The sequence below is a fragment of the Natronoarchaeum sp. GCM10025321 genome, from assembly GCF_042663585.1.
In the GTDB taxonomy this organism is placed as follows: Archaea; Halobacteriota; Halobacteria; order Halobacteriales; family Natronoarchaeaceae; genus Natranaeroarchaeum.
In genome coordinates, this window is record NZ_JBHTAN010000006.1 from 2,451,140 (window position 1) to 2,464,288 (window position 13,149).

12 protein-coding genes are annotated in these 13,149 nt (G+C 63.1%); 4 read left to right on the forward strand and 8 right to left on the reverse strand.

All coding sequences use genetic code 11. The features are described 5' to 3' along the window. Positions 1-70 precede the first annotated feature (70 nt). From ACFQL3_RS15465 to ACFQL3_RS15490, 6 genes are all read right to left on the reverse strand, one after another. Positions 71-1,339, reverse strand: a complete 1,269-nt coding sequence (locus ACFQL3_RS15465) for an ABC transporter substrate-binding protein (protein WP_377055893.1) — start codon at positions 1,337-1,339, stop codon at positions 71-73. Between the two features lie 95 nt (positions 1,340-1,434). Next, entirely contained in the window at positions 1,435-2,439 is a 1,005-nt protein-coding gene (locus ACFQL3_RS15470; protein ID WP_377055895.1) for an Ldh family oxidoreductase, read from the reverse strand. A 3-nt stretch (positions 2,440-2,442) separates the two neighbouring features. Then, positions 2,443-3,606, reverse strand: coding sequence for a UxaA family hydrolase (locus tag ACFQL3_RS15475; RefSeq protein ID WP_377055897.1), 1,164 nt, complete (start codon positions 3,604-3,606; stop codon positions 2,443-2,445). Positions 3,607-3,618: 12 nt separating this feature from the next. After that, positions 3,619-3,924 (reverse strand): UxaA family hydrolase, encoded by a 306-nt coding sequence (locus tag ACFQL3_RS15480; RefSeq protein WP_377055899.1) that lies wholly within the window; start codon positions 3,922-3,924, stop codon positions 3,619-3,621. 80 nt (positions 3,925-4,004) lie between these two features. Then, on the reverse strand, positions 4,005-5,030 hold the full coding sequence (locus tag ACFQL3_RS15485; protein ID WP_377055902.1) for a YeiH family protein: 1,026 nt from the start codon (positions 5,028-5,030) through the stop codon (positions 4,005-4,007). A 4-nt stretch (positions 5,031-5,034) separates the two neighbouring features. Further along, positions 5,035-5,193, reverse strand: coding sequence for a hypothetical protein (locus tag ACFQL3_RS15490; protein ID WP_377055904.1), 159 nt, complete (start codon positions 5,191-5,193; stop codon positions 5,035-5,037). A gap of 113 nt (positions 5,194-5,306) precedes the next feature. Between ACFQL3_RS15490 and ACFQL3_RS15495 the strand changes: the two genes are divergently transcribed. Together ACFQL3_RS15495 and ACFQL3_RS15500 are read left to right on the forward strand one after the other, a co-directional pair. Then, on the forward strand, positions 5,307-6,272 hold the full coding sequence (locus ACFQL3_RS15495) for a carbohydrate ABC transporter permease (RefSeq protein WP_377055906.1): 966 nt from the start codon (positions 5,307-5,309) through the stop codon (positions 6,270-6,272). A gap of 1 nt (position 6,273) precedes the next feature. Then, positions 6,274-7,143, forward strand: a complete 870-nt coding sequence (locus ACFQL3_RS15500) for a carbohydrate ABC transporter permease (protein ID WP_377055908.1) — start codon at positions 6,274-6,276, stop codon at positions 7,141-7,143. A gap of 27 nt (positions 7,144-7,170) precedes the next feature. Here the strand turns inward: ACFQL3_RS15500 and ACFQL3_RS15505 are convergent, their stop codons facing one another. Then, positions 7,171-8,133 (reverse strand): C-terminal binding protein, encoded by a 963-nt coding sequence (locus ACFQL3_RS15505; RefSeq protein ID WP_377055910.1) that lies wholly within the window; start codon positions 8,131-8,133, stop codon positions 7,171-7,173. Positions 8,134-8,192: 59 nt separating this feature from the next. After that, on the reverse strand, positions 8,193-9,452 hold the full coding sequence (locus tag ACFQL3_RS15510; RefSeq protein WP_377055912.1) for a mandelate racemase/muconate lactonizing enzyme family protein: 1,260 nt from the start codon (positions 9,450-9,452) through the stop codon (positions 8,193-8,195). 108 nt (positions 9,453-9,560) lie between these two features. Between ACFQL3_RS15510 and yicI the strand changes: the two genes are divergently transcribed. Next, a complete protein-coding gene (yicI, locus tag ACFQL3_RS15515; RefSeq protein ID WP_377055915.1) occupies positions 9,561-11,915 on the forward strand; it encodes an alpha-xylosidase in 2,355 nt (784 codons plus the stop codon). Positions 11,916-11,981: 66 nt separating this feature from the next. After that, positions 11,982-13,130, forward strand: a complete 1,149-nt coding sequence (locus ACFQL3_RS15520) for an ABC transporter ATP-binding protein (protein WP_377055917.1) — start codon at positions 11,982-11,984, stop codon at positions 13,128-13,130. Positions 13,131-13,149 lie beyond the last annotated feature (19 nt).

The window sequence follows — 13,149 nt, forward strand, 5'->3', positions numbered from 1 at the left end:
CGGGGCTTTATGAGAGCCATTAAAAATACTGCAGTAACAGATCGTCCGCCGAAACGAACGACCGGGGTGCTCAGGCTTCGTCGATCTGATCTTCGATCTCGGACTGAGCGTCGTCGAGCGCCTCCTGCGGCGTCTTGCTCTGGACCAGCGCGTTGTTGGCCTGCGTGAACACGATTTCGGAGAACGTCGGGTAGTCCGCGAGCCCCGGACGTGCGTTAGTTCGACCGAGAATGTCCTCGAACAGCGTCAGTTCCTCGAACTCGTTCCGAATCTCCTCGTTCTCGTACACTTCCTGCCGGACCGGGAGACGGCTGTGCTCCTGGGCGAGACGCTCTTGGATCTCGAGCGAGCTAGCAAACGTCGCAAACTGCTGTGCGAGCTCCGCGTTCTGCGCGTTGGCGTTGATAAAGAGGTTCCAACCGCCGAGACAGGAGTTCTGCGCGTCGGGGTTGTCCTCGGAGGTCGGCAACGGTGCGACGGTGAAATTATCCTGCACGCTCGAACCGTCCTCGTTCATCAGCGCGACCGCGTAGGGCCAGTTACGCATGAACAGCGTGTTGCCCTGCTGGAACGTCTCGCGGTTCTCGTCCGTCGAACTCGATGGCATAAACTCCGGCGTGATTTCGTACTCGTGGATGAGGTCGACCGCGTGCTGGAGCGCAGCGACGCCCTCCTCGTTGTTGACGGTGACGCTGTCGCCGTCGTAGACCTCACCGCCCATGCCCCAGACCCAGTTGAGCCACATGATCGTGAGGCCCTCGTTGGTGCCACCCTGCCAGATGTAGCCGTTTTCGATCTCGTCGTCCTGGTCAAGGATGTCCTGGGCCATAGTGACGAGTTCCATGAACGTCTCGGGCGGGCCATCGTAGCCGTACTCCTCTAGCTTGTCCGTCCGGTAGTACAGAGCGTTGGCGTCGGTATGGAGCGGCATCCCGTACATCGACCCGTCGATGGTCATCGCATCGACCGGCGTCTGGAGCATATTGTCGGTGTGACCCTCCGGATCCTCCATCTCGGCCGCCCACCCGTTGCTGGCGAACTCGCCGGGCCAGATGATGTCCATATTACCGATGTCGAAATCCCCCGACTCGGCGACGAACTGGTTGACGTAGTACTCCCGCGTCGAGGTGGCATCTCCCGGTGAGGACTGCGTCGACACCGAAACGTCCTCTTGCTCCTCGAACATCGGGACGATATCCTCCGCGTCAGCCCCGAAGTAGCTCGGATGGACGTAGTTCAGATCGGTGCCGTCGTCGTCGCCACCGAGACAGCCCGCCATCGCTGCCATACTCCCGAGTGCCGTTGCTTTCATAAACTGCCGTCTCTGTTTGTCAGGCATACACTCACATACTTTGCATATATCCTTAATAATCTTTTCTATTGTTCCCTTTCTGACCATTGGAAAACAAAGCGTCGCGGCTCGGGACAGACGCCCTAGCGCGTCTCGCCCGCTAGTTCGAGCGCCTCCTCCCAGAGGTCAGACCCTACCTCGATCGTCTCAGTTCGTTCCTCACGAACCGATCTCTCGCCGGGAAGCCTGATCTCGTCGACGTCGACCGCCCGTTCGATCCGCTTGAGCGAGGCCAGAAACGCGTTCGTCTCCGATTCGAACGATCCGCCCGCGGTGGCATCAGGATCGATCACCACGAACAGATCGCCTTTCGTGCATGGCTCCTCGGTGTGGTAGGTGCCAGTGACGTCCTCTCCCATAGCCGCTCCGACGAGACCACCGGCGAGTACTTCGACGGCGATTGCCAGCCCGGAGCCCTTCGGCCCGCCAAACGGCAGGATCGTCCCGTCCAGCGCGGCCTCGGGATCGGTGGTCGGTTGCCCCCTGGCGTCGAGCGCGATGCCCTCGGGGATCTCTTCGCCCTGTTCGGCGGCCTCGTTGATTGACCCGCGTGCGATCGCTGACGTGCTCATATCGAGGTTGAACGGCGGATCGGTCGGTAGCCCGATCGCGATCGGGTTCGTCCCGAGGACCGGTTCCGCGCCGCCGTGGGGCGGCATCGCTGGCTCCGTATTCGTCATCGCGATGCCGACGTAGCCCGCCTCGCGGATCTCGTTCGTGTAGTAGCCGAGCATCCCGAGGTGGGTCGAGTTTCGGACCCCGACCAGCCCCACACCGTACTCTTCGGCCCGCTCTATCGCCTCGGCGATCGCGTGCTGGGCAACGGCAGGGCCCAGTCGCGCGCCGCCGTCGATCGTACTCGCGGCACCCGCGTCGGTGGCAATCTCGATCGACCCCTCCGGATCGACGTTCCCGTGTTCGACCCCGCGGAGATATCGGGGAAGCCGGATCAGTCCGTGCGAGGACTTCCCGCGTGCCTCTGCAGTGACGAGCATCTCCGCCGTCGTCACGGCATCACACTCTCGGATGCCGTGGTCCCGAAAGGCCGCTGCGGCCACCTCACGGGCGCGGTCTCTATCGATCTCCATCGATCACGTGGAGGGGCCGATCCGGTGGATAGCGAACTGGCTCTCGCCGAGCACCTCGCTCAGCGTCTGTTTGCCGTTGACGACATCCAGGATCTCGTCCCAGAGTTCGTCGGTCGCCCAGTCGATCGAGGCGTCGCCGACCAGCGCCTCGCTGACGTCGACATCGGTCTCCTCGGGGACGCGCTCTGCGCTCCCGGGGTTGCCCGTGATCTTGATCGTCGGCATGACGGCATTCGAGAGGGTATGACCCTGCCCGGTCGAGATGATCATGAAGTGTGCGCCGCCCGCGCCGATCCCGGTAACGGATTCAGCACCGTGGCCCGGAGTATCCATGATATACATCCCGCTTTCGTCAGGGATCTTCTCGGCGTAATCCACCAGATCCTGGATCGGCCCGTCACCGGACTTGACGAGCGCGCCCAGCGCCTTCTCCTCGATTGTCGTCAGTCCACCGTCCATGTTGTCCGGCGTTGGCTGTGCGCCACGGACGTCGTAGCCGGTCTCCTGTAGCCGCTGTTCCCAGTCCTCGACGTAGTCGAGAATCTTCTGTGCGACCTCGTCGTTGACCGCCCGCTCTGCGAGGTCCTCCTCGCCGCCGAAGAACTCCGGCGTCTCCGCGAAGACGGCGCAGCCGCCCTGATCGATGAGTCGCCAGGCCGCACCGGCGGTCGCCTTGTGCTGGCAGAGACCGCTGGTCGTGTCGGACGTTGCACAGTTGATCCCGAACGTGAGATTCGAGAGGTCGTGTGGCTGGCGGCGCTGAGCGCTGGCGTCCTGTACCATCTCCTGTGCGGCGTTGACGGTCGCTTTGAGCCCGTTCATCACGCCCTGCTCGTCGTGGATGTTGATGCTCGCGCTCGGACGGCCCGTCTCGCCGATATCGCCCGCCAGTTCGTCGCCGTCGACGATTTCGCCGGCATGTGCAACGACGACTGCGCCGTAGGTGTTCGGATGCGTCCCGTAGCCCAGCAGGGTTCGGTACGTCTGGAACACGTCAGGCTTGGTCTGGCATCGCCCAAGCGGATGCGTGATCGGAATGGCGTCGTCGACGATATCCGCGGCCCGTTTCACCGTGTCGTTGGCGTACGGTGCCGTCGCGATGATCGGGACGAAGTTTCGAATGCCGATACTCCCGTCGTCTCGTTCGTATCCAAGGAAGTCAGTCATGATCGATCTGAGTCAGTCGCCGCTCGCAGCGAGGTCGCCACGGCCGTAGTTGCTCTCCACGTTGTGAACGTGGACCCATTCTCCGGCATCGATATCTTCCGACGCCTGGCCGATGCTCAGCCCATACTTGATGATCGTCTCGCCGCGCGAGATCTCTTCGAGCGCGATCTTGTGACCGAACCGAACGTCTTCGAGCACGTCGACGACGACCTCGTCGTCACCGACGTCGACGGTCACTGTTTCGCCCTCGCTCACCTCGCGGATGGCTGTGGCGACATTGTCCTCTGGTTCGACTGCTACGATGTGGGAGTCACCCATAGAAGAACAGGCCGACTCGGAGGTAAAATAGCTTGCTATACCGGCGGTTTCGTGACCGTTCGGTCGATATCGGCCACAGATCAGCCGACGACGGTGAGCAACCCGGCCAGCGAGACCACACTCACGGTCGCGAACGCGAGCAACACCACGAGCACCGGCCGAACGCCAGCGCACCGAAGCTTCTGCAGTTCGAGGTCGGTTCCGAGGCCGACGAACGCGAGGAGGAACAGCCAGCCGTAGGCAGTCTCCATCGACGCCAGCTGGCCCGCGGAGAACACGCCCGCACTGGCGATCAGCGCCAGTGCCAGAAAGCCAAGCACGAACTTCGGGAACCGGTCCCAGAGTTCGCGCCACTGGACGGACGAGGAGCCGTCCGTGTCCATTCGCCGCCGTGCGTAGTAGGTCGCGTAGCCGACCGCGACGACGCCGATCAGTGCGTTCCGGGTCAGTTTCGTCACCGTTGCCCACTGGCCGGCGGCGCTCGAGTGCTCGAAGCCGACAGCGACGACCGGCCCGGTACTGAACATGCTCAGTCCGGCCCACATCCCGAACACCTGTGCAGGGAGTTCCAGCACCCGGCCGATCACCGGGTACGCCAGCAGCGTGATGGCGTCGAACAGCAGGACTGTCGCGGCGGCGTAGGCGAGGTGTTCTTCCTTGGCCTCGATGCTACCGGCGACCGCGACGACCGCGGAGACCCCACAGATGCTGGATCCTGCGGCCAGCAACGAGCCGAGTCGCTCGCCGAGACCGAAGACGCCTCGCGCAAGCGCTTCGACGTAGACGAGCGTGAACAGGGTGACCGCGAGGACGGAGACCACGACGACGGCCCCGCTCTCGACGATGGTATCGAGCGCGAGCGACGCGCCCATCAGGACGATACCCGCACCCAGCCAGAGGTTGTGCGTCCGAACGCCTCGACGCATCCACGTCGGGATGCCGACGGCATTCGTGAGAACCACACCGATTACGATTGCGACCAGCAGTTCGTTGACCCCGGGGACTCGCGCACCGGCGACGCGAGCGAGGCCAGCGCCGACGACTAACAGCGAGAGGCCAGGGATGTATTCCCGGGCCGTGCGCACCAGAGAGAGCTCGTCAGACACGGTCTCACTTCGAACCGGGGATGTCGACGCCGACGACGAGCGCAACGATTCCAACCGCGCAGACGACGCTCTGCCAGTCGGTATCGAGGGCTAGCCAGCGACGGACGGTCGGTTCGATAACGGACCGGCGAACACTCCCGAAACGGCTTCTGTCAGCGGACATGCGTTGTGTTTGTCGTCACCTCGCCGGGATATTTAAACGTCTCGACCCAGCGCTCACAGCAGTCTTCGATGCCCGTAGATTTATGTGCGCGGTCAAGCATTGCATGTGTATAGATGGCAGTCGACACGCCAGAAAAGTCAGGGGAGGGCTCTCGCCTGGCGAACAGCGCCTTACAGTCGAGGTACCGACGATACAGACAGTTCCGCTTCTCCGACGGAGAGATGGCAGCCCTGTTGCTCGCTCCGGTTCTCACCTATCTGTTCGTGATCTCTTACTACCCGATCATCGACACGGTATGGACGAGTCTCCATCAGGGGAGCGTACTGCCGACGGCTGAACAACAGTTCGTCGGGCTAGAGAACTACGCCACGGTCCTGCAGAGTTCCTCGTTCTGGAACTCGTTTACCGTCACGATGATCTACACGTTTGGGAGCGTGCCCATCGAGATGGTGATCGGTCTGGGACTCGCGCTCCTGGTCAATCGCGGGTTCAGAGGCAAGTATATCGCCCAGGCGGCGATCCTGTTCCCGTGGGCGCTCCCGACGATCATCAACGCCCGGATCTGGGCGTGGCTGTTCCACGGCGAGTACGGTGTCATCAACGACCTGCTCATCCGGGTCGGCATCCTCGAATCGGCCTACCCGTTCCTGTCGGACCCACAGGTCGCTCTGGGGTCGATGCTGTTCGTGACTATCTGGAAGACGAGTTCGTTCGTCGCCCTGATCCTGCTGGCCGGACTCGCGAGCATCCCCGACAACCTGTACGAAGCGGCACGGATCGACGGCGCGAACAAGATCAAGCAGTTCTGGTACGTCACGCTACCGCTGCTCAAACCCGTGATCCTCGTCGCGCTGATCTTCCGCACCCTGCCCGCGTTTCAGGCGTTCGGACTACCGTACGGACTGACCGGCGGCGGGCCGGGCGAGTCGACGACGACGCTCGTTCTGTGGGCGCACAGTCAGACATTCACCCGACTGCAGTTCGGTGAGGGCGCTGCCGCGGCGACGATCATCACGCTCATCGCGATGGTGATATGTGTAATCTACGTCGTGACGCTGTACGAACCGGAGGTGAGATAGTATGAGCATCGACACTGAGGACCGATCGCTGTTCGAGCGCTACAACCCCCAGCGGATCGGCGAGCTACTGGGCTTTTACGGCTCGATTGCCGTGCTCTGTCTGGTCTCGTTCTTCCCGATCATCTGGATACTGATCACCTCGGTCAAGCCGGCATCGGAGATCATCACGTTCCCCGTAGAGTACATCCCGCGAAGCCTCACCCTCGACAACTACGTCGTCGCGCTCGAACAGGCACCGTTCGCCCGATATCTGTTCAACAGTTTCATCGTCGCCTCGGGGACCGCAATCGTCTGCGTCGTCTTCGGGTCGATGGCGGGCTACGCGCTCTCGCGGCTGGACTTCGAGTACAAACTCCACGTGCTGATGATCGTGCTGGTCTCCGCGATGTTGCCCTTCTTCGGGCGACTGATCCCGCTATTCGATCTGGCGCGTTCGACCGGCTTCCTGAACAGCTATCTCGGGCTGATCATCCCCTACTCGGCGTTTCAGCTCCCCTTCGCTATCTGGATCTTCCAGGCGTACTTCAAGGAGCTACCGGATTCGCTGGAGGAGGCCGGACTGATCGATGGGCTCTCACACATCGGCGTCCTCTTCCGGATCATCCTGCCCGTCTCGGCACCCGCGATGGCGACGACGGCGATCATCGTCTTCATCTACGCCTGGAACGAGTTCCTGTTCGCGCTGACGTTCATGACCGAGGACTCGATGCGGACGATCACCGTCGGCATCGCGCTCTACCAGGGCGAGTACACGTACCCGTGGGCGACGATCTCCGCCGCCGTGTTCATGTCGATCGTCCCGCTGCTCCTGTTGATGCTGGTGTTCCAGCGGAAGATCGTCGAAGGACTGACCTCGGTCGGAAAGGCGTAATCCCAGTTTTTCGCGGCCCGCTTTCCGTTACAACTCGTTGACGACGTTCTCCGGGCGCTCGCCGGTGAGCCCCGCCCGAACGTTCTCGGCCGCCCGGCGGCGTCGCTCGGCGTTGGCCTCCTCGGAGTACCACCCGACGTGTGGCGTCGCGACGACGCGCTCGTGTGTGCGGAGCGGATCGTCGGCGGCGGGCGGTTCCTCCGGAAAGACGTCGAGCCCTGCGCCCCTGATCTCCCCGTCGTCTAGCGCCGCCCGGAGCGCGTCGCCGTCGACGATGGGGCCGCGGGCGACGTTGACGAGGACGGCACCGTCGTTCATCCGCTCGAAGGCGGCGTCGTCGAACATCCCGCGCGTCGCCTCGACCAGCGGCGAGTGGATCGTCACGGCGTCCGATCGATCGAGGAGCGTCTCGAACTCGACGAGGTCGGCACCGTGGTCGGCCGCCGTCTCGGCGTCGACGTACGGATCGCTCGCCACGATATCGAAGCCGAGCGCCCCCGCCCGGTCGGCGACGGCCCGCCCGATTGCGCCGAACCCGACGACCCCGAGCGTCTGCGTGGAGAGTCGGTGGATCGGCGCGGCGACCCCTCGCTCCCACTCGCCCGCGGCAACGGAGTCGTTGTAGCGAGCGAGGCCGCGGTACAGCGCGAGGAGCAGAGAGAGCGCGTGTGTCGCTACCTCCTCCTGGCAGTAGTCGGGGACGTTCGTCACGTAGATCCCCGCCTCGGTCGCCGCCTCGCTATCGACGTTGTCGACGCCGATGCCGTAGCGCGCGACGATCCGGCAGCCGTCGAGTCGGCTGATCAGGTCGCCATCGATCTCGTATCGCAGATTGAGGATCGCGTCGGCATCGACCAGGTCCGCGTCGATGTCTTCGGTGTCGAGGTCGCCGCCAGCGTCGCGCACGTCGGCGATATCACCCAGTACGTCCCGCTCGATCGAGAGGTCGGCGAAGTCGTGGTCGCTAACCACCACAGTGTGCTTCGTCATACACTCTCAGGGAGCGTGATTAGCTCAAAAAAGCTATCGGTCGGTTACCCGAGGAGGAGTCAGATGATCAGGTCCGAGCCGTCGGTGAGGTATCGCTCGGCGAGGTCGCGGTCGATCTCGACGCCGAGACCGGGGCCCTCGGGGACGTCGATGTAGCCGTCCTCGAGGATCGGACCGTCGCCATGTGTGCGCTTTGCGAAGTCGTTCCACCACGGCACGTCCCGAGAGTGCCACTCCATACAGAGGAAGTTCGGCACCGCCGCCGAGAGATGTGCGCCCGCAACCGTCCCGAGCGGACTGGAGATGTTGTGCGAAGCGATCGGGATGCCGTAGAGATCACAGATCGTGGCGATCTTTTTCATCTCGCCGAGGCCGCCACACTTGTTGACGTCGGGGGCGGCGATGTCCAGCGCTCCCTCACTGGCGTACGTGTTGAACTGGGCCGGGGTCACGAGGTTCTCGCCCGTCAGGACGGGGAGATCGAGCGCCTCGGTGACGCGACGCTGGGCATCGAGTTTCTCCGGCGGCACGGGGTCTTCGAGCCACGCGAGATCGTACGGTTCGAGCTTTTTGCCCAGGCGGATCGCGGTCTCCGTGGTGAAGTTCCAGTGGAGATCCATGCCGAGGTCGATGTCGTATCCGATCTCGTCGCGGACGGCCTCGACCAGCGAGACCTTGTGCTCGATTGCCTCGTTGTCCATCCGTCGGTTCGCCTCGTCGTACTCGGCGTGGGTCGGCACGTCGAGGTCGAACTTGAGCGCGTCGAACCCCTCGTCGACGACCTCGCGGGCGGCACGAGCGTACGATTCGGGGGTGTAGACCTCCTTCGGGTCGTGTGCACCGGCCTCGCCGAGTGACTCCCCGCCGTGGGTGTCACAGTATATCTTGATCTCGTCTCTGTACTTGCCGCCCAGCAGTTCGTACACCGGTACGTCGAGCAGTTTGCCTTTGATGTCGTAACAGGCAGTCTCGATGGCGGTGAACGCCGCCTGTCCGATCCGGCCACAACCGGTGTAGCGCTGTCTGAGCAGTTCGACGATCCGGTCGGTATCGAGGGGGTTCTCGCCCGCGAGGTCGACGTCCATCCGCCCGGCCATATCCAGCGCCGCCTCTGCGCGAAAGGTCTCCCCGAGGCCGTAGTGCTCGGTGTTCGTCTCGACTTTGACGATTCCCCACGTGAAGTTGCCCGCGATCGCCATCGTCTTGACATCGGTGATCTCGATATCCCGGTCCGGCGGTCGGTGCGTCTCGTCGACACCCATATCGCGCCACGGGACGCCCCCGCCCTGCGGAATACGGTAGTCTGGTTCGTCGGTCATGAGTACACTCCCCAAGAGCAGGATAAGCAACATAATGATTGTGGTCGGCGAGGGGGGACACGGAGGATAGCTTTAATATGCTTACCACGGGTCTCTCGAAAGAGAACGATGGTTCGAACCACTGTCAGCGGGGTCCGGCGGTACGACCGGAGCGAGAACGCGATAGAGTTACTCTGTGACGTAGACAGGGAACTCGCCCGACCACACAGCGACGACCGCCCGGTGCCGGTCGAACTCCAGTTTCTGAACGCCTCGACGTTCGAGTTCGAGCTTCGGGCGAACCCGGAAGCGGGTGAGGATCGGAACCCCTACCCCGAGTTCGACCGGGCGGCCGTCCGCGAGGACGTCGACCTCGAACTGGAAGAGCGCGACGGCACCCTCGTCGTCCGGACCGAGACGCTCCGGGTAATCGTCGGTCTCGACGCGTGGTCGTTCCGGGTCGAAGCCGACGACGGGACGCTCCTGTTCGAGGAGCAACGCGACGACCGAGACGTCCGCGGCAACGACCGCGTGGAGCCGCTGGGGTTCAGTGAAGAGGAGATCAACCACGGCCCCCACCGTGTTACGGAGACGGGGACGGCGTTCTCGCTGGCTCCCGGCGAGCGCCTGTACGGCCTCGGCGAGAAGTTCACGCGGTTCGACCGCCGGGGCCAGGAGATCGAGTCCTGGCACGTCGAACCCCTCGGCACCGAGAGCGAGCGCGCCTACAAGAACATCCCCTTTCACGTCTCCTCGCGGGGCTACGGCCTGCTGGTCGATACGACCCACCGCGTCAACTACGACCTCGGTGTCGAGTCGACTGCGAGTGCGACCGTCGGCGTCGAGGACGACCGGTTTTCGTTCGTCTTCTTTGCCGGCCCCTCGATCAAGACGATCCACAGTACGTACACCGAACTGACGGGACGGCCCGACAGGCCGCCCAAGTGGAGTTTCGGCGTCTGGATGTCGCGACTCGGCTACGAGTCCCGCGAACAATTAGAACGGATCACCGACCGCCTCCGGGAGGAGTCGATCCCGGCGGACGTGGTCCACCTCGATCCGTTCTGGATGCGCGAGAACAAATCGACGGATCTGGTCTGGGACACCGAGCAGTTCCCGGATCCCGAGGGGATGATCGAGGACCTCCACGAGAACGGCTTTCGGCTCTCGCTCTGGGAACACCCACACGTCCCGGTGGGGACCGATGCGTTCGTCGAGGCCCGCGAGGAGGGGTATTTCGTCGAGGACGGCACCGGGAAGCCCTACGTTATGGAGCGCACCTGTCAGGGGGACTACCGCGGAGCGATCGTAGACTTCACCGACCCGGACGCCGTCGAGTGGTGGACGGACAAACACCGCCGATTGCTGGAGATGGGCGTCGACACGTTCAAAACCGACTACGGGGAGTACGTCCCCGAGGACGCGGTCTTCGCGAACGGGCTCTCCGGGACGGCGATGCACAACGTCTACCCGTATCTCTACAACGAAGCCGTCTACGAGACGGTCGGCGAGGTCAACGGCGACGACGAGGCGCTGGTCTGGGGACGGGCCGGCTGGACCGGCAGTCAGCGGTTCCCCGTCCACTGGGGTGGCGACCCACAGACGTCGTTCAACGGGATGGCCGCGGCGCTGCGGGGCGGACTGAGCGCGTCGCTGTCGGGGATCGGCTACTGGAGCCACGACATCGGTGGGTTCCGCGGGGAGCCAAGCACCGAGACGTACATCCGATGGTCGCAGTTCGGACTCCTGTCGAGTCACTCGCGCTGTCACGGCACGACGCCGCGCGAGCCATGGGCGTTCGGGGAGGAGGCGGTCGAGATATTCAAACAGTTCGCTCGGCTTCGATACCGGCTCATGCCCTACATCTACAGCGAAGCCGAAGTGACGAGCCGAACCGGCTATCCGATCGTTCGCCCGCTCCTGTTCGAGTTCGAGGACGATCCATGCACCCACGAGATCGACGATCAGTACCTGCTCGGCGAGTCGGTGCTTGTTGCCCCCATCTTCGACGAGTCCGGCGAGCGCTCGGTCTACCTGCCAGAGGGCGAGTGGATCGACTGGTGGAGCGACGACCGCTACGAGGGCCAACAGCACCTCGACGTGACGGTGCCCCTCGACCGGGTCCCACTGTACGTTCGCGCCGGGAGCGTCCTCCCGATGCGTGACGCCACCGAACGGATCGAGGAGGGGCCGCCGGAACGGCTGACGCTCCGGACGTATCTCGCCGACGGGGCGGCCGCCGGACGCTACTTCGACGAACAGCGCGAGAAACTCGCCGAGTTCGGAATCAAACGGAGCGGCGAGACGATCACTGTCGAGGCGGATCCCGTCACGCCGACCTGCGAGTTACACGTCGATGGCGTCACAGAAGCGCCAGCGGACGTGATCGTGAACGGGGAACCGCTCGACCGGAGCGAAGACGGAGCCACAGTTGGCGAGTGGGAACTCGCCGACGGAGCGCTCCGTTCGGTCTTCGAGCCGTAGTGGACTCGATGTACCCACGGGATTTATTATCAGGGATTTCAAATCAAGCGTATCAGGTGACTATCTATGGGAACAGTTGACGTTAACGGTCTCACGAAAGTGTACGACGACGGGGGCAGTAACGAGATCGTCGCCGTCGAGGATCTGAATATCAGTATCGAGGACGGTGAGTTTCTGGTACTCGTCGGGCCATCGGGGTGTGGGAAATCGACGACGCTTCGATGTCTCGCCGGGCTAGAGATGCCGTCCAGCGGAACGATCGAACTCAACGGCGAGGAAGTCACTCACAAACGGCCCAAGGACCGGGGCGTGGCGATGGTCTTCCAGAACTACGCGCTCTATCCGCATATGAACGTCAGAAAGAACATGTCGTTCGGGCTAAAGATGACGACGGACCTCTCCAAGGAGGAGCGCCACGAGAAAGTCGAGTGGGCCGCGGACATCCTCGACATCTCCGAACTGCTCGACAAACGCCCGAAAGAGCTCTCAGGCGGCCAACAACAGCGTGTCGCGCTCGGCCGGTCGATCGTCCGCGACCCGGAGATCTTCCTGATGGACGAACCGCTCAGCAACCTCGACGCGAAACTGCGCACGACGATGCGAACGGAACTACAGGAGCTACAGCAGGATCTCGGCGTGACGACGGTGTACGTCACGCACGACCAGACCGAGGCGATGACGATGGGCGATCGGATCGCAGTTCTCGATCACGGAGAGCTCCAGCAGATCGGGACGCCGCTCGAGTGTTACCACCAACCCGAGAACAAGTTCGTCGCCGGCTTCATCGGCTCGCCGAGCATGAACTTCCTCGAAGTCACCCATCGAAACGGGCGACTCGAAGGCCCGGAGTTCAGCTACGAACTCAAGCCGGAGATCCGCGACCAACTACGAGACGCCAGCAACGAGTTGACACTCGGAGTGCGACCGCAGGATATCGAACTGGCGGACCCGTCAGTGGACAACGCGGTCCCGGCCTCGGTCAACGTCGTCGAGCCGATGGGGGAGGTGTCGATAATCTACATCGATATCGGCGGCAAAACGTTCACTGCTAGTGTCAGTGGCGAACTGATCATCGACAACGATCAGGAACTCTACGTCCACCTCCCTCCCGAGCGACTCCACCTGTTCGACAGCCAGACGGGCGAGGCAGTGAAGAACCGAGAAGCCATCGCCGGGAGCGACGCGATAGACGAGTACATGATCTCCTCGACGTAGCGGAAACACCTGTTTACAG

What these genes read in the sequence shown, in the direction of transcription:
- ACFQL3_RS15465 (WP_377055893.1), bottom strand. Translation starts at nt 1,339, where the DNA reads ATGCCTGACAAACAGAGACGGCAGTTTATGAAAGCAACGGCACTCGGG.
- ACFQL3_RS15470 (WP_377055895.1), bottom strand. Translation starts at nt 2,439, where the DNA reads ATGGAGATCGATAGAGACCGCGCCCGTGAGGTGGCCGCAGCGGCCTTT.
- ACFQL3_RS15475 (WP_377055897.1), bottom strand. Translation starts at nt 3,606, where the DNA reads ATGACTGACTTCCTTGGATACGAACGAGACGACGGGAGTATCGGCATT.
- ACFQL3_RS15480 (WP_377055899.1), bottom strand. Translation starts at nt 3,924, where the DNA reads ATGGGTGACTCCCACATCGTAGCAGTCGAACCAGAGGACAATGTCGCC.
- ACFQL3_RS15490 (WP_377055904.1), bottom strand. Translation starts at nt 5,193, where the DNA reads ATGTCCGCTGACAGAAGCCGTTTCGGGAGTGTTCGCCGGTCCGTTATC.
- ACFQL3_RS15495 (WP_377055906.1), top strand. Translation starts at nt 5,307, where the DNA reads ATGGCAGTCGACACGCCAGAAAAGTCAGGGGAGGGCTCTCGCCTGGCG.
- ACFQL3_RS15500 (WP_377055908.1), top strand. Translation starts at nt 6,274, where the DNA reads ATGAGCATCGACACTGAGGACCGATCGCTGTTCGAGCGCTACAACCCC.
- ACFQL3_RS15505 (WP_377055910.1), bottom strand. Translation starts at nt 8,133, where the DNA reads ATGACGAAGCACACTGTGGTGGTTAGCGACCACGACTTCGCCGACCTC.
- ACFQL3_RS15510 (WP_377055912.1), bottom strand. Translation starts at nt 9,452, where the DNA reads ATGACCGACGAACCAGACTACCGTATTCCGCAGGGCGGGGGCGTCCCG.
- yicI (WP_377055915.1), top strand. Translation starts at nt 9,561, where the DNA reads ATGGTTCGAACCACTGTCAGCGGGGTCCGGCGGTACGACCGGAGCGAG.
- ACFQL3_RS15520 (WP_377055917.1), top strand. Translation starts at nt 11,982, where the DNA reads ATGGGAACAGTTGACGTTAACGGTCTCACGAAAGTGTACGACGACGGG.